General features: G+C 73.2%; 14 protein-coding genes. 5 read left to right on the plus strand and 9 right to left on the minus strand.

What is annotated here, in order from left to right:
- The first annotated feature begins 24 nt into the window (after nt 1-24).
- Nucleotides 25-1449, plus strand: a complete 1425-nt coding sequence (locus tag ACQP2F_RS02705) for a lactate utilization protein B (protein ID WP_433300305.1) — start codon at nt 25-27, stop codon at nt 1447-1449.
- The gene (locus tag ACQP2F_RS02710; protein ID WP_433300306.1) at nt 1446-2042 is read left to right on the plus strand and encodes a LutC/YkgG family protein; all 597 of its coding nucleotides are present in this window, start codon (nt 1446-1448) and stop codon (nt 2040-2042) included. Before ACQP2F_RS02705 ends, ACQP2F_RS02710 begins: the two co-directional genes overlap by 4 nt.
- On the opposite strand, the gene ACQP2F_RS02715 is transcribed toward ACQP2F_RS02710, so the two are convergent.
- Both ACQP2F_RS02715 and ACQP2F_RS02720 read right to left on the minus strand, forming a co-directional pair.
- Nucleotides 2020-2718, minus strand: a complete 699-nt coding sequence (locus ACQP2F_RS02715) for a response regulator (protein ID WP_433300308.1) — start codon at nt 2716-2718, stop codon at nt 2020-2022. The genes ACQP2F_RS02710 and ACQP2F_RS02715 overlap by 23 nt on opposite strands.
- On the minus strand, nt 2715-3809 hold the full coding sequence (locus ACQP2F_RS02720) for a sensor histidine kinase (RefSeq protein ID WP_433300310.1): 1095 nt from the start codon (nt 3807-3809) through the stop codon (nt 2715-2717). The genes ACQP2F_RS02715 and ACQP2F_RS02720 overlap by 4 nt, the downstream gene beginning before the upstream one ends.
- A 111-nt stretch (nt 3810-3920) precedes the next feature.
- Between ACQP2F_RS02720 and ACQP2F_RS02725 the strand changes: the two genes are divergently transcribed.
- The 3 genes from ACQP2F_RS02725 to ACQP2F_RS02735 are packed head-to-tail and all read left to right on the plus strand — an operon-like array spanning nt 3921 to nt 5916.
- Nucleotides 3921-4613, plus strand: coding sequence for an ATP-binding cassette domain-containing protein (locus ACQP2F_RS02725; protein WP_433300312.1), 693 nt, complete (start codon nt 3921-3923; stop codon nt 4611-4613).
- On the plus strand, nt 4610-5329 hold the full coding sequence (locus ACQP2F_RS02730) for a hypothetical protein (protein WP_433300313.1): 720 nt from the start codon (nt 4610-4612) through the stop codon (nt 5327-5329). The genes ACQP2F_RS02725 and ACQP2F_RS02730 overlap by 4 nt, the downstream gene beginning before the upstream one ends.
- A 26-nt stretch (nt 5330-5355) precedes the next feature.
- Nucleotides 5356-5916, plus strand: a complete 561-nt coding sequence (locus ACQP2F_RS02735; RefSeq protein WP_433300315.1) for a DUF1707 SHOCT-like domain-containing protein — start codon at nt 5356-5358, stop codon at nt 5914-5916.
- Here ACQP2F_RS02735 and ACQP2F_RS02740 read toward each other — a convergent pair.
- From ACQP2F_RS02740 to kdpF, 7 genes are read right to left on the minus strand one after another with little or no spacing between them, the layout of a single operon-like run.
- Nucleotides 5902-6642 carry a LamG-like jellyroll fold domain-containing protein gene (locus ACQP2F_RS02740; RefSeq protein WP_433300317.1) on the minus strand — a complete coding sequence of 247 codons (741 nt, stop codon included), beginning with the start codon at nt 6640-6642 and terminating at the stop codon, nt 5902-5904. The two genes, ACQP2F_RS02735 and ACQP2F_RS02740, sit on opposite strands and share 15 nt — an antisense overlap.
- A complete protein-coding gene (locus ACQP2F_RS02745; RefSeq protein ID WP_433300318.1) occupies nt 6642-7784 on the minus strand; it encodes a hypothetical protein in 1143 nt (380 codons plus the stop codon). Before ACQP2F_RS02745 ends, ACQP2F_RS02740 begins: the two co-directional genes overlap by 1 nt.
- 6 nt (nt 7785-7790) lie before the next feature.
- Nucleotides 7791-10268: a DUF4118 domain-containing protein gene (locus ACQP2F_RS02750; RefSeq protein ID WP_433300319.1), complete on the minus strand. Its 2478-nt coding sequence runs from the start codon at nt 10266-10268 to the stop codon at nt 7791-7793.
- A gap of 4 nt (nt 10269-10272) precedes the next feature.
- Nucleotides 10273-11118, minus strand: coding sequence for a potassium-transporting ATPase subunit C (locus ACQP2F_RS02755; protein ID WP_433300321.1), 846 nt, complete (start codon nt 11116-11118; stop codon nt 10273-10275).
- A gap of 1 nt (nt 11119) precedes the next feature.
- Nucleotides 11120-13216, minus strand: coding sequence for a potassium-transporting ATPase subunit KdpB (gene kdpB / locus ACQP2F_RS02760; protein WP_433300323.1), 2097 nt, complete (start codon nt 13214-13216; stop codon nt 11120-11122).
- The gene (kdpA, locus tag ACQP2F_RS02765; RefSeq protein ID WP_433300325.1) at nt 13213-14838 is read right to left on the minus strand and encodes a potassium-transporting ATPase subunit KdpA; all 1626 of its coding nucleotides are present in this window, start codon (nt 14836-14838) and stop codon (nt 13213-13215) included. Before kdpA ends, kdpB begins: the two co-directional genes overlap by 4 nt.
- Complete coding sequence (gene kdpF / locus ACQP2F_RS02770) at nt 14838-14927, minus strand: K(+)-transporting ATPase subunit F (RefSeq protein WP_433300327.1); 90 nt, start codon at nt 14925-14927, stop codon at nt 14838-14840. The genes kdpA and kdpF overlap by 1 nt, the downstream gene beginning before the upstream one ends.
- Nucleotides 14928-14970 lie beyond the last annotated feature (43 nt).

The raw sequence follows: 14970 nt of genomic DNA on the forward strand, positions 1-14970 counted from the left end.
CCCGGCTTGGATGGGGGCGGCGGCATGACGTTCCTGGGGATGCCGGCGCGGGCGCCGCGCGGGGTGGGACAGCTGCGGGGGGACGAGCCGTTCCCGGTGGCGGCTCGGGAGGCGCTCGCGAACGCGCAGCTGCGGCGCAACCTGCAGCACGCCACCACGACGATCCGCGGGAAGTCGGGGCGGGTCATCGCCGAACTGCCGGACTGGCAGGAGCTGCGGGCGGCGGGATCGGCGCTCAAGGCGTACACGATGGCGAACTTGCCCTTGCTGTTGGAGCAGCTCGAGGAGAAGGTGACCGCCGCCGGTGGGGTCGTGCACTGGGCGGCCGACGCCAACGAGGCCAACGCCATCGTCACCGACCTGGTGCGGCGGACCGGCGAGAAGCGGGTCATCAAGGTCAAGTCGATGGCGACCCAGGAGATCGGGCTCAACGAGGCGCTCGAGGCGGCCGGGATCGCGCCGGTCGAGACCGACCTGGCCGAGCTCATCGTGCAGCTCGGGAACGACAAGCCGAGCCACATCCTGGTGCCGGCCATCCACCGGAACCGCTCGGAGATCCGGGAGATCTTCCTGTCCGCGATGCCGGACGTCGAACCGGGGCTGACCGACGATCCGCCGGTGCTGGCCGCGGCGGCCCGGCGCTACCTCCGCGAGACGTTCCTGTCGACGAAGGTGGCGGTCTCGGGGGCCAACTTCGCGATCGCCGAGACTGGGACGCTGGCGGTGGTGGAGTCGGAGGGGAACGGGCGGATGTGCCTGACCCTGCCGGAAACGCTGATCACCGTGATGGGCATCGAGAAGCTGGTGCCGGCCTGGCAAGACCTCGAGGTGTTCCTGCAACTGCTGCCGCGGGCGTCGACCGGGGAGCGGATGAACCCGTACACCTCGATGTGGCACGGGGTGACGCCGGGGGACGGGCCGCAGAGCTTCCACCTGGTGCTGCTGGACAACGGGCGCAGTGCGGTGCTGGCCGACGAGGTGGGCCGGCAGGCGCTGCACTGCATCCGGTGCTCGGCCTGCCTCAACGTGTGCCCGGTCTACGAGCGGACGGGCGGGCACGCGTACGGGTCGGTCTATCCCGGCCCGATCGGAGCGGTGCTGTCGCCGCAGCTCACCGGCGTGGACGACAACGCCACGCTGCCGTACGCGTCGTCGCTGTGCGGCGCCTGCTTCGACGCCTGCCCGGTGAAGATCGACATCCCGTCGATCCTCGTCCACCTGCGCGACCAGGCGCCGCACCCACGGTCGGAGGCGGCGGTGATGGCGGCGGCGGCGTACACGATGGACCGTCCCCGGCTCTACGAGAAGGCCCAGCACGCCGCCAAGCTGGCCCGGCTGGCGGGCCGCAAGGGCCGCGGGTTGCCACCGCCGCTGAACGGGTGGTCGGCGAGCCGCGATCTGCCGGCGCCGCCGGAGGAGACGTTCCGCGATTGGTGGCGAGGGCGATGAGCTCGAAGGACGTCATTCTCGACCGGGTTCGCGCGGCGCTGGTCCACAGCCGGGCACCAAGCGAGATCCCGCGCGACTATCGGCGCGGCTCGGTCCCGGCCGACTTGGACCTTCTTGTGGAGCGGCTCGAGGACTACAAGGCGGTGGTTCATCGCGCAGCCGAAGTGGCCGCCGCGATCGAGAAGATTGTGCCGGCCGGAACCGTGGTCGTGCCGCCGGGACTGCCGGAGCAATGGCTGCCGTCCTCGGTGGACGTCCTCGTCGACGACGGGCTCCCGGCCGACCGCATCGCGGCCGCCGACGGCGTGGTGACGGCGGCGGCGGTGGCGGTCGCCGAGACCGGGACCATCGTGCTCGACGCCTCGCCCGACCAGGGTCGCCGGATCATCTCGCTCCTGCCCGACCTGCACATCTGCGTGCTGCGCCCGGACCAGGTGGTGGCCTCCGTGCCCGAGGCCGTCGCCCGGCTCGACCCGCGTCGCCCGCTCACCTGGATCAGCGGGCCGTCCGCCACCAGCGACATCGAGCTCAACCGGGTCGAGGGGGTGCACGGCCCCCGCAACCTGCACGTCATCCTGCTGGAGGAGGCATGACCGAACGGCCGCGGCCCGATGGCTCCGGGGTGACCAGACCGGTCTCGTAGGCGATCACCACGAGTTGGGCGCGGTCGTGCGCGCCCAGCTTTGCCATCGTCCGGTTGACGTGCGTCTTCACCGTGTGCGGGCTGACCACGAGATGCCCGGCGATGTCGTCGTTGGACAGTCCGGCCCCGACCAGCATCAGGATCTCCCGCTCCCGATCGGTCAGCCCGGACAGCCGCTCGGGCGAGGGAGTGGGCGGCCGCTCGGGATGGCTGCGGAAACGGGCGATCAGGCTGCGGGTGGCGGCCGGCGTGAGCAGCGCGTCGCCGCGGTGCACGACCCGGATCGCGTGCAGCAGCTCGCGCGGCTCGGCGCTCTTGCCCAGGAAGCCGCTGGCACCGGCGCGGAGGGCCTCGAAAACGTACTCGTCGATCTCGAAGGTGGTCAGGATCAGCACGCGTACGCCCGGAAGCTCCGCGGTGATCTCGCGCGTCGCGCCGAGCCCGTCCAGCACCGGCATCCGGATGTCCATGAGCAGCACGTCTGTCCCGCCGGCCCGGGCCAGCGCGACCGCCTCGTGCCCGTTGCCGGCGGTGCCGGACACCGTCATGTCCGCGGCCGACGCGATCAGCGTGGCGAAGCTGGCCACCAGCAGCGGCTGATCGTCCGCCAGACCCACCCGGATCATGCCGGATGCTCCACCGGCAGGCGGCAGCTCACCCGGAAGCCGCCGAGCGGGCGCGGACCGGCCGCGAACGAGCCGCCGAGCGCGGTCACCCGCTCCCGCATGCCGGCCAGGCCGTGCCCTTCGGCGTCGGCGGCGGGCGGCCCGTCGTTCTCCACCACCACGCTCAGCTGGGCGTCGCGCCGCTGCAGCAGAAGCCGCACGGCGACCGGACCGGCGTGCTTGCGCACGTTGGTCAGCGACTCCTGCACCACCCGGTACGCGACCACGTCGGTGGCCGGCGGCAGCGCGCCCGGGTCGTCGCGCCGGCAGCTGATGCGCAGGCCGGCCCGCTCGAAGGTGGCCAGCAGCTCGTCCAGCTCGGCCAGGCCGACCGCGGGCTCGATCGGCGCGACCGGCTCGCCCGGGCGGCGCAGCAGGCCGACGGCGTCGCGCAGCTCGTCGAGCGCCGACCGCGCGCTCAGCCGGATCTGGTCGAGGGTCTCGCGCACCGGCTCGGCCCCGGCCGGCAGGACGTGGCCGGCCACGCCCGCCTGCACGCTGATCAGCGCGAGGTGGTGGCCGACACTGTCGTGCAGGTCGCGGGCGATGCGCAGCCGCTCGGCGGTGACCCGCTCCTGCTCGCGCAGCAGCGCCTCGGCCTGGTAGGCACGCCGGTTGCGGGCCGCCTCGCCGGCCGCCACCGCGAGCGCGCCGAGCGCGGCCAGCGCGATGTTCTCGGCGCCGAGCCAGCGGCCCGACCGCACCGCGGTGTGGAAGACGCCGATCGCCAGCACCAGCGCGGCGCCGACCCACAGCGACCGGCGGCGGGCTCCGGTCTCGGCCACCGTGTAGAGCGCGACCAGGGGCGCGGCGAGGATCAGCGTGCCACCGTCGCCGGAGACCCGGGCCAGGTAGCCCTCGGCGGCGACGGTCGAGACCAGCAGCGCCGGGTACGGCCACCGGCGGCGCACGAGCAGGGCCCCGCAGGCGATCAGAGCCAGCGCGCCGGCGAGCGGATCGCGCACGTGGTGGCCGGCGCTCGTCGTCAGCACCGCGGCCAGCAGCACCGCCGCGGCGGTCGCGGCGTCGGCCCACCGCAGCAGGTGACGCATGAGATGACGGTACGGCGGAAGCGCGGGCCACGGGATACCGCCGACGCGGTACGTCGAAGATGCCGCCGCCGGGGGACTCGCGGGCGGCCCCGGACGGCCAGAGTCGGGCCCATGACCGACATCGTGCTCAGTGGACTGTCCAAGCGATTCGGGGCGATCTCCGCCGTACGGGATCTGACCTGCTCGATGACCGCCGGGGTGACCGGATTTCTCGGGCCCAACGGGGCCGGCAAGACGACGACGCTGCGCCTGCTGCTCGGGCTGGTGCGCCCGACCGCCGGCACCGCCACGATCGGCGGCCGCCGCTACCTCGACCTGCCGGAGCCGCGCCGGGTGGTGGGCGCCCTGCTCGACGCGACCGGCTTCCACCCCGGCCGCACCGCGCGTCAGCATCTGACCATCTCGGCCGCCCAGTCCGGCCTGCCGGCGTCGCGGGTCGCCCCGGTGCTCGACCGGGTCGCCCTGACCGGTGCCGCCGACCGCCGGGTGCGCGGCTACTCGCTCGGCATGCGGCAGCGGCTGGGCCTGGCCACGGCGCTGCTCGGCGACCCCGAGGTGCTGATCCTCGACGAGCCGGGGAACGGGCTCGACCCGGCCGGGCTGGCCTGGCTGCGCGGGCTGCTGCGGGATCTCGGTGCCGAGGGACGCACTGTGGTGGTCTCCAGTCATGTGCTGGCCGAGGTCCAGCAGATCGCCGACCGGGTGGTGATCCTTGGCGAGGGGGAACTTCGCCACGCCGGCCCGCTCGATGAGCCGGCCGGACTCGAGGAGACGTTCCTGCGGCTCACCGGGGGTGTGGCGTGAGGGCCGAGCTGCTCAAGCTGATCACCGCCCGGAGCAGCTGGCTGCTGCTCGCGATCGCGCAGATCGTGGTGGCGGCCGGGGTGAGTGGGCTGATGCTCCGCCGGGACGACCGGGCCGGCGACGCCGGGCAGCGCGACGCGTTGGCGCACATCGGGCTGATCGCGCTCTTCGGCCTGCTGCTCGGCATCCTCACGATCGCCGGCGAGTACCGGCACCGGACGATCACCGATACGTTCCTCGCGCGGCCGCGCCGGGGCCGGGTGGTCCGCGACAAGCTGATCGTCTCGGCGGCGGCCGGCGCGGTCCTCGGCTCCACCGCCGCGGTGACCGCTCTGATCACGGACGCGATCTGGCTGGCCGCCAAGGGTTCGGGGATCGACCTCACGAGCGCGGTGCTGTGGCGGACCGTCGCCGGTGGGATCGCCTGGAACATCGCGTTCGCGGCGCTCGGCGTCGGGGTCGGCGCGCTGATCACCAACCTGGGCGCCGCGATCGCCGCCGCACTCGGCTGGATCGCGCTGGTCGAAGGCGTGGTGGCCGAGCTGCTCGGCGACGCCGCCCGATGGCTGCCGATCTCGCTCGGTCAGGCGCTGGCCGGCCTGCCCGACACCGCGGACCGGCCGGCGCCGTGGCTCGCCGCGCTCGTTCTCGCTCTGTACGTGGCCGCGCTGGCCGGTGCCGGGATGGTCGCCACGACGCGCCGGGACGTCACGTGAGTCCGGCACCCACTACAGTGCTGGGCGTGAGCTCACCCGCGCCGATGCCACCGTCCGATCACGAGCGTGACCGGGCCGCCGAGATCCTGCAGCGGGCCTGCGGCGAGGGCCGGCTGACCCTCGAGCAGTACAGCGCGCGGGTCGGCGCGGTCTACGCGGCCGAGAGCGCGCAGGAGATCGAGCGGGCCACCGCCGACCTCGCGCCGGCCCCGATCGTCGGCTCGGCCCAGACCGTCGACAGCGTCACCACGGTCTTCAGCGAGACCAAGCGCCGCGGCCGGTGGCGGCTGCGCTCGCCGCGGCTGTGGCTGCGCTGCTTCTTCGGCAAGACCGACCTCGACCTGCGCGAGATGATCACCGATCAGGGCGTCATCGAGATCGCCGGCCTGTGCCTGTTCGGTCAGGTCAACGTGATCGTGCCCGAGGGCGTCGAGGTCGACCTGACCGGCCCGGTGGTCTTCTCCCAGCACAACCTGCATCTCGCGCCGGTGCCCCGGCTGCCCGGCACCCCGGAGGTACGCGTCGACCTGGTCACCTGGTTCGGCCAGGTGAACGTCTCGAGCAAGCCCTACTCAATCGCCTATTGAGACCCAGACGTCGTCGAGCGTCCCCTGGAACTGGTCGTTGTCGGCGAACGACCCCTTGCCGCCGACGCTGAGCGGGATCTGGTTGCGCACCGAGAGGCGGGCCGGGATCGTCGCGCCGCCCCGGCGCGCGCCGTCGACGAGGATCGCCAGGTCGGCGCCGGCCCGGCGGCACTCGAGCGTGTGCCAGCGGCCGTCGGCCACGCTCACCGAGCTGAGCGCCACGTGGATCTTCGGGCGGTCGTCGCCGACCAGCACGCAGCTCGGCCGGCCGGCCGTCCCGTCGATCTGGAGCTTGTACTGGCTGCCCCGGGCCGAGTAGCCCTTCTGCAGCACGTTCTCGCCCTTGGTCGTCTCGTCCGGGTCGAGCCGCACCGACGCGCCGTAGCGGATCGGGCGCGCGCCCGGGTTCAGGTCGTCGGCCGGGACGGCGCGCAGGGCGATCCGCGGGCAGGGCTCGGTGTGGCAGGGCGCCGGGAACGTCAGCGCGCCGCCGCTGTCGTGCGCGACCGTGGCGAACGAGCCGCCGTGCCGGCTCACCGGGCTCAGGTCGTGCCCGTGCCCGGTGACGTCGGCCAGCGGCCGGTCACCGTCGAAGGTGTAGCGGACCGTGAAGTCCAGGCCGGCGGGCGCGGCCGGCGGCCGGTCGGGGTCGGTCGACGCATGCGCCGACGGCCCGGTGGCGCCGGCCGCGGCCAGCGCCACCGCGAAGAGGACCGCGCGTCGCATCAGCCGAAGGAGGCGAATCGCCTCTGGGCCCGGCCGCCGATGGTGGTGAAGTCGCCGCCGACCGCCACCGTGCCGTGCGCGCGGTCGACCGCGATCGTGCGCACCCCGACCACGCCGTTGGCCTGCGGCGCCCACGAGGAGAGCGAGCCGTCGCCGCCGACCGCGGCCAGCTTGACCCGGGACGCCGAGCCGTCGGTGCAGGTGCCGTGGGCCCCGGTGGTGCCGGTGGTGCAGGCCCGGTCGAAGTGCCCGCCGACGTACGCGGTGCCGTCCAGCACCGCCACCGCCTGGACATCGCCGTCGAAGGTGCGCGTCCACCGCGTACGGCCGGAAAGGGAGTAGGCCGCCGCCCGCCCGCCCGGGCCGCCCATCGCCGCGTAGACGCCGTTGCCGTCGACCGCGATCGAGTAGACCACGGCCGGCGGCTTGGGCCGGAAGCCCTCGTCGAGCTCGCCGCTGGTGGCGTCGACCGCCGAGAGCCGCAGCGTCGAGCTTTCGTCGTCGGTGCGGTGGAAGCTGCCGCCCAGGTAGACCTTGGCGTCGCGGTAGGCCAGCGAGTAGACGGTGTTGTCCGCGGTCGGCGTCCAGTCGTCGTCGAGGTCGCCGGTCGAGAGCGAGAACGCGGCCAGCCGCTGCCGGTCCTCCCCGTCGACCCGGCCGAACGTGCCGGCCAGGTAGAGGCGGCCGTTGCCGATCGCGAGGGCGCGCGGGCTGCCGTCGACCTCGTGCGCGAAGTCGCCGACCTCGCCGCTGCCGGCGTCGATCCGGGCCAGCGAGTCGCGGTCGTGGCCGGAGACCGCGTCGAAGTCGCCGGCCGCGTAGACCGACGTGCCGGAGACGGCCAGGGCGCGGACGGTGCCGTCGGCCCGCGGCGCCCAGTCGAGCAGCCGGCCGCTTCGGGCGTCGAAGGCGGCCAGCCGCTCGCGGGCGACGCTGCGGCCGCCGACCGTGGTGCTGGTGAAGGAGCCGCCGACGAACACGGTGTCGCCGTGATAGGCGATCGCGTAGACCGAGCCGTTGAACGACGGCGCCACCCGGGCGGTCGTGCCGACCGCCGCGTCGGCGGGCCGCGCCACGGCGCAGACCGCCAGGGCGACGGCGCCGGTGACGGCGGCGCGGCGGACATGCTTTGAGATACGCACGCCGGGCTAACGCGCGTCCCCCGCACCAGGATGCGTCGATCTTGCCGGCATGGCCAGGATCATGGTGAGGCCGCCGCCGGGAGTGGCCGACGGGGTCAGCGTTCCCCCCATCGCCTCGGTCAGCCCGCGGGAGAGTGCCAGCCCGAGGCCGACGCCGGTGTGGTTGTCGCGGTCGCCGAGCCGCTGGAACGGCAGGAAGACGTCGTCCCAGCGGTCCTCGGGGATGCCCGGGCCGTGGTCGATCACCCGCAGCTCGACGACGTCGCCGAGCGCGCTCCCGGTGATCAGCGGCGGCCGGCCGGGCGGGCTGTGGCGCAGGGCGTTGCCGACGACGTTGACCAGCACCCGTTCGAGCAGGCCGGGGTCGGCGTGCACGGCCGGCAGATCGGCCGGCAGCCGGGTGCCGACGGTGCCGCCGAGGTCGTCGAGGGCGCGCGGGACGACCTCCTCGAGGCCGACGTCGATCGCGGTGATGCCGAGCGCGCCGGCCTGCAGGCGGCTCATGTCGAGCAGGTTGGCGACCAGGCGGTCGAGCCGGTCGAGGGAGACGGCGGCGGTCTCGAGCAGCTCGCGACGGTCCCGCTCGTCGAGGTGGATGTCGTCGCTGAGCAGCCCGGCCACCGCCGCCTTCGCCGACGCGAGCGGGGTGCGCAGATCGTGGCTGACCGCGGCCAGCAATGCCGTACGCATCCGGTCCGCCTCGGCCAGCGGCCGGGCCGCGGCCGCCTCCGCGCTCAGCCGCTCCTGCTTGATCGCCAGGGCGGCCTGGGCCGCGAACGCCTCGACGATCCGCCGGTCGGACGCGTCCAGCGGGTGGCCGCGCAGCAGCAGCCGGTGCTCGTCGTCCACCTTGACGTCGGCGTCGGCCGTGCGCGGGTCGGTGCACGGATCGCCCACGCACGCGACGACCTGGCCGCCCTCCAGGAACGTCACCGAGTCGAGGCCGAACGTCTCGCGCAGCCGCTCCAGCAGCCGCTCGCCGCGAATGACGCCGCCGGCGATCGTGGCCAGGGTCTGCGCCTCGGCCGACGCGCGGGCGGCCTGCCGGGTCTTGCGGGCGGCGGTGTCCACCACCCAGCTCACCGCGAGCGCCACCACCACGAAGATCGCCAGCGCCAGCAGGTTGTCCCGCTCGGCGATCGTGAACCGCCGTAGCGGCGGGGTGAAGAACCAGTTCAGCAGCAGCGAGCCGGCGACCGCGGCCAGCAGCGCCGGCCACAGCCCGCCGACCAGCGCGACCCCGATCACCGCGGCCAGGAAGATCAGGATGTCGTTGGTCAGGTCGATCGGCGGCCCGGCCAGCAGCAGGGCGGTGAGCAGCGGCAGGCCGGCCAGGACCAGCACGAGTCCGGTGATCCGCCGGGTCCGCGACAGAACCGGCGGCACGCTCCGGAGCGGACGGGTGCGGGCGCGCTCGTGGGTCACGAGGTGGACGTCGATCGTGCCGGACATCGCGGTGACGGTCACCCCGACACCGGCCGACAGCAGCTGGGCGAACCGGCCGCGGCTGCTGACGCCGAGCACGATCTGCGTCGCGTTCACCCCGCGGGCGAAGTCGAGCAGCGCCTGCGGCACGTCCGAGCCGACCACCTGGTGATAGGTCCCGCCCAGGCTCTCCACCAGGACCCGCTGCTTGGCGAGCTCGGCCGGGTCGGCGCCGGCGAGCCCGTCGTTCCGGGCGACGTGTACGGCGAGAAGGTCCGCCCCCTTGGTGCGGGCCGCGATCCGGGCCGCCCGCCGGATCAGGGTCCCGCCCTCCGGCCCGCCGGTCAGCGCCACCACGACGCGTTCGCGGGTCTCCCAGGTGGCGTCGATCCGGTGGTCGGCCCGGTACTGGTCGAGCTGGTCGTCGACCTTGTCGGCCAGCCACAGCAGCGCCAGCTCGCGCAGCGCGGTCAAGTTGCCGGCGCGGAAGTAGTTGCCGAGCGCCGCGTCGATCTTCTCCGGCTGGTAGACGTTGCCGTGCGCCATCCGCCGGCGCAGCGCCTCCGGCGTCATGTCGACCAGCTCGACCTGCTCGGCCGCCCGGACCACGGCGTTGGGCACGGTCTCCCGCTGCTCGACCCCGGTGATCTGGGCGACCACGTCGTTGAGCGACTCCAGGTGCTGCACGTTCACCGTGGTCAGCACGCTGATCCCGGCGTCGAGCAGCGCCTCGATGTCCTGCCACCGCTTGCCGTGGCGGGATCCCGGCACGTTGGTGTGCGCGAGCTCGTCGACCACCGCCACATCCGGCGCGCGGGCGAGCACGGCGTCGAGGTCCATCTCGGTGAGCTCGACGCCGCGGTACGCCGACCGCCGGCGCGGGATCACCTCGAGGTCACCGATCATGGCCGCGGTGTGCTTGCGCCCGTGCGTCTCGACCAGCGCCACGACCACGTCGGTGCCACGCTCGGCGCGGCGGTGGGCCTCTTCGAGCATGGTGTACGTCTTGCCGACGCCCGGCGCCGCGCCCAGGTAGATCCTCAGCTCCCCGCGCGCCACGTGCTCAGCCCCGGTCCAGCGCCAGGTTGAGCTCGAGCACGTTGACGCCCGGCTCGCCCATGAACCCGAGTGCCCGGCCGTCGGTGTACTCGGCGATCAGCTTCCGCACCGACCGCTCGGGCATGCCGCGCTCACGGGCCACGCGGGGCGCCTGCAGCTCGGCGTAGGCGGGACTGATGTCGGGGTCGAGGCCGCTCGCGCCGGCCGTGACCGCGTCGGCGGGCACCACCGGCTCGGCCGGCGCGTCGCCCCGGATCGGGGTGATCACACCGCCCGCGGCCACGTAGTCGACGCCGGGCCGGGCCGGCGCGACCGGGACACCGTCGTAGCGGGCGAGGAACGGAGCTCCGGTCTGGTTGACGCTGACCACGCGGGTGACCGGGCCGGTCAGTCCGTCGCGGCGGAAGACGGCCAGGACCGCCCCGACGCCGTCGGAGGTGCAGTAGGGCCGGCTGCCGGCCACACCTTCCAGCCTGCCGATCGCGAGGCTCCGCGCACAGACCTGGGTCAGCAGGCTCTTGCGGTCGGCGGTGTCGACCACATCTTCCGGGCCGAGATTGCTCGCCGCCGTCGCCGTCGGGTCATAGCCGTCACCGGCCGCCGACGGGCGGCTCTGGAAGTACTTTCGCACCGGGTTGCCGTCGGCGTCGGTGAAGGCCTGACCGATCAGGCGGCTGCCCACCGCCGTGCCGTCGACGGTCACGATCGAGCCGTCCGATCGTTCCGACAGGAACGGGAGTTTGCCGATGGCCACGAACGCCAGCGGATAGGCGAGTCCTAGCAGGACGGTGAAGACGAGCAGGGCGCGCAGCGCCGCGATGTGCTGGGCGAGCCACAGCGGAAGTCGCATCTCAGATCCCGGGGACGAACTGGACGAGGAGGTCGATGAGCTTGATGCCGAGGAACGGCGCGAGCACGCCGCCGAGGCCGTAGATCCACAGGTTGCGGCGCAGCAGCGCGCTCGCGCTCGACGGCCGGTACCGGACGCCGCGCAGGGCCAGCGGGATGAGCGCCACGATGACCAGCGCGTTGAAGATGACGGCGGAGAGGATCGCCGAGCCGGGCGAGTGCAGCCGCATCACGTTCAGCGTGCCGAGACCCGGGTACACGGCCGCGAACATCGCCGGGATGATGGCGAAGTACTTGGCGATGTCGTTCGCGATCGAGAACGTGGTCAGCGCGCCGCGGGTGATCAGCAACTGCTTGCCGATCTCCACGATCTCGATCAGCTTGGTCGGGTCGGAGTCGAGGTCGACCATGTTGCCGGCCTCCTTGGCGGCCGACGTGCCGGTGTTCATGGCCACCCCGACGTCGGCCTGGGCCAGTGCCGGCGCGTCGTTGGTGCCGTCGCCGGTCATCGCGACCAGCCGGCCGCCCTCCTGCTCCCGGCGGATCAGCGCCAGCTTGTCCTCGGGCGTCGCCTCGGCCAGGAAGTCGTCCACGCCGGCCTCGGCCGCGATCGCCGCCGCCGTCCTCGGGTTGTCGCCGGTGATCATCACGGTCCGGATGCCCATGGCGCGCATCTCGTCGAAGCGCGCCCGCATGCCGGACTTCACCACGTCCTTGAGGTGGATGACGCCGAGCGCCCGGGCCGGCTCACCGCCGGCGTGCTCGGCCACCACCAGCGGCGTGCCGCCGGTCGCGCTGATCATGTCGACGATCTCGCCGACCTGCTCGGACGGATGGCCGCCGTGCTCGCGTACCCACTTCATCACCGCGGCGGCGGCGCCCTTGCGGATCCTCCGTGCGCCGAGGTCGACGCCGCTCATCCGGGTCTGCGCGGTGAACGGCACGAACGTCGCCTCCGTCATCAGCCCCGGCTCCCGCTCGCGCAGCCCGTACTCGTTCTTGGCCAGCACGACCACCGAGCGGCCCTCCGGCGTCTCGTCGGCCAGGCTGGCCATCTGCGCCGCGTCGGCCAGCACCTTGGCGTCGATCCCGTCCACCGCGACCAGCTCGGATGCCTGCCGGTTCCCGAGGGTGATCGTCCCGGTCTTGTCCAGCAGCAGCGTGTCCACGTCACCGGCGGCCTCGACCGCGCGGCCCGACATGGCGAGCACGTTGCGCTGCACCAGCCGGTCCATGCCGGCGATGCCGATCGCGCTCAGCAGCGCGCCGATCGTGGTCGGGATCAGGCAGACCACCAGCGAGACCAGGACGATGCCGGTGACACCGTGGCGGTCGATCGCCACCGTGTCCGGCGCCGCCGCCTGGTAGGCCTTCGAGAAGATCGCCAGCGGCTGCAGCGTCACCACCGACAGCAGGAAGATGATGGTCAGCGCGGCGAGCAGGATGTTCAGCGCGATCTCGTTCGGGGTCTTCTGCCGGTTGGCCCCCTCGACCAGCGCGATCATCCGGTCGACGAAGCTCTCGCCCGGCTTCTGGGTGATCCGGATGACGATCCGGTCGGAGAGCACCCGGGTGCCGCCGGTGACGGCCGAGCGGTCGCCGCCCGACTCCCGGATCACCGGCGCCGACTCGCCGGTGATCGCCGACTCGTCGACGCTGGCGATGCCCTCGATGACGTCGCCGTCGCCGGGGATGATGTCGCCGGCCTCGGCCACCACGACGTCGCCGGGTCGCAGCTCGGTGGCGGGAACGACGCGGCCGTCCCGCATCCGGGCCACGGTGTCCTGCTTGGCCGCGCGCAGGGCGGCGGCCTGCGCCTTGCCCCGGCCCTCGGCGACCGCCTCGGCCAGGTTGGCGAAGACGACGGTGAGCCACAGCCAGCCGGTGATCGCCCAGGCCGGCACGCTCGGGCCGGCGATGGACAGCACGGTGGTGAAGACCGCGCCGACCTCGACGATGAACATGACCGGGTTGCGCCACATGGTGCGGGGATCGAGCTTGCGTACGGCGTCCGGCAGCGACCGCCAGAGCTGGTGGGGCCGCATCAGGCCGGGCTTCACCGAGGCCGCGGCCGCCGGCTTTTCGGCTAGCAACGTCATGACAGGCCCTCCGCGAGGGGTCCGAGTGCGAGAGCGGGCAGGAAGGTGAGGGCGACGAGCACGACCGTGACGCCGGCGACCATGCCGACGAACAGCGGCCGGTGGGTGGGCAGGGTGCCCTCCGACTCGGGCGCCGGGCGCTGCCGGGCGAGCGCGCCGGCCAGGGCCAGGACCAGCACCATCGGCAAGAAGCGGCCGAGGAGCATGACGAGGCCGAGGGTGGTGTCCCACCACGGGGTGTTGACGGTGATGCCCGCGAACGCCGAGCCGTTGTTGTTGGCGGCGCTGGTGAACGCGTACAGGACCTCGGAAAGGCCGTGCGGTCCGGCGTTGAGCGCCGTGCTGTTGTTGCCGGTGGCGAAGGCCGCCGCCGTGCCGATCAGCACCAGCGCCGGGGTGATCAGGAAGTAGAGCGAGGCGAGCTTCATCTCCCGGGCGCCGATCTTCTTGCCCAGGTACTCGGGCGTGCGGCCGACCATGAGGCCGGCCACGAAGACCGTGATGACGGCCAGGATCAGCAGGCCGTAGAGGCCGGAGCCGACGCCGCCGGGCGCCACCTCGCCAAGCATCATGTCGACCATCGGCATCATGCCGCCGAGGGCGGTGTACGAGTCGTGGAACGAGTTGACCGCACCGGTCGAGGTCAGCGTCGTGGCGGCGGCGAAGGTCGCCGAATCCGGGATGCCGAACCGGACGTCCTTGCCCTCCATCGCCGAGCCGGCCGCCTGCGGCACCGTCCCGGCGCCGTGCACCTCGAAGCCGACGGTCAGCGCGACGGCGGCCAGTGCCAGCACCGCCATCACCGCGACGATCGCGTAGCCCTGCCGGTTCTGCCCGGCCATCCGGCCGAAGACCCGCGGAAGGCTGAACGGGATCACCAGAAGCAGGAAGATCTGCAGCCAGTTCGTCCAGGCCGCCGGGTTCTCGAACGGGTGCGCCGAGTTGACGTTGTAGAAGCCGCCGCCGTTGGTGCCGAGCTCCTTGATGATCTCCTGGGTGGCGACCGGGCCGCCGGTGATGTGCTGCGTCGCGCCGGTCAGCGTGGTCACGTCGGTGCCGCCGGAGAGGTTCTGCACCACCCCGCCGACCATGAGAACGAGCGCGCCGGCGACGCAGATGGGCAGCAGGACGCGCAGGGTGATCCGGGTGAGGTCGACCCAGAAGTTGCCGAGCGCCTTGTTCCGGGCGAAACCCCGGACCAGGGCGACCGCGACGGCGATGCCGACGCCGGCCGAGACGAAGTTCTGCACGGCGAGGCCGGCCATCTGCGCCAGGTGACTCATGGCCGACTCGCCCGAGTACGCCTGCCAGTTGGTGTTGGTGACGAAGCTGACCGCGGTGTTCCAGGCCAGGTGCCCGGGCAGCCGGGGCATGCCGGGGTTGGCGAAGCGCAGGAACAGGTAGAGGAACAGCACGGAGACCGCCGAGAAGGCGAGCACGCTGCGGGCGTACACACCCCAGCTCTGCTCGGCGCCGGCGTCGACCCCGACTAGACGGTAGATGCCCCGCTCGACGGCGTTGTGTCTCTTCCCGGCGACGACCTCGTACAGGTAGTCGCCGAAGGGCCGGTGGACCAGGACGAGGGCGGCCGCGAGGCTGATGACGAAGAGCCAGCCGGCCATCAGAACCTCTCCGGGAAGAGCAGGGCGGCGACCATGAAGGCGGCGAGCAGGACGGCGACGATGCCGCCGGCGACGTTGACGGCGCTCACCAGCGTTCCACCGCCCGGGTCAGCACGGTCAGCGCCGCGAACA

The organism is Actinoplanes sp. CA-030573, assembly GCF_050951115.1.
GTDB lineage: Bacteria > Actinomycetota > Actinomycetes > Mycobacteriales > Micromonosporaceae > Actinoplanes.

Coding starts and splice junctions, on each gene's coding strand:
- ACQP2F_RS02705 (WP_433300305.1), top strand. CDS start 25: ATGACGTTCCTGGGGATGCCGGCGCGGGCGCCGCGCGGGGTGGGACAG.
- ACQP2F_RS02710 (WP_433300306.1), top strand. CDS start 1,446: ATGAGCTCGAAGGACGTCATTCTCGACCGGGTTCGCGCGGCGCTGGTC.
- ACQP2F_RS02715 (WP_433300308.1), bottom strand. CDS start 2,718: ATGATCCGGGTGGGTCTGGCGGACGATCAGCCGCTGCTGGTGGCCAGC.
- ACQP2F_RS02720 (WP_433300310.1), bottom strand. CDS start 3,809: ATGCGTCACCTGCTGCGGTGGGCCGACGCCGCGACCGCCGCGGCGGTG.
- ACQP2F_RS02725 (WP_433300312.1), top strand. CDS start 3,921: ATGACCGACATCGTGCTCAGTGGACTGTCCAAGCGATTCGGGGCGATC.
- ACQP2F_RS02740 (WP_433300317.1), bottom strand. CDS start 6,642: ATGCGACGCGCGGTCCTCTTCGCGGTGGCGCTGGCCGCGGCCGGCGCC.
- ACQP2F_RS02755 (WP_433300321.1), bottom strand. CDS start 11,118: ATGCGACTTCCGCTGTGGCTCGCCCAGCACATCGCGGCGCTGCGCGCC.
- kdpB (WP_433300323.1), bottom strand. CDS start 13,216: ATGACGTTGCTAGCCGAAAAGCCGGCGGCCGCGGCCTCGGTGAAGCCC.
- kdpA (WP_433300325.1), bottom strand. CDS start 14,838: ATGGCCGGCTGGCTCTTCGTCATCAGCCTCGCGGCCGCCCTCGTCCTG.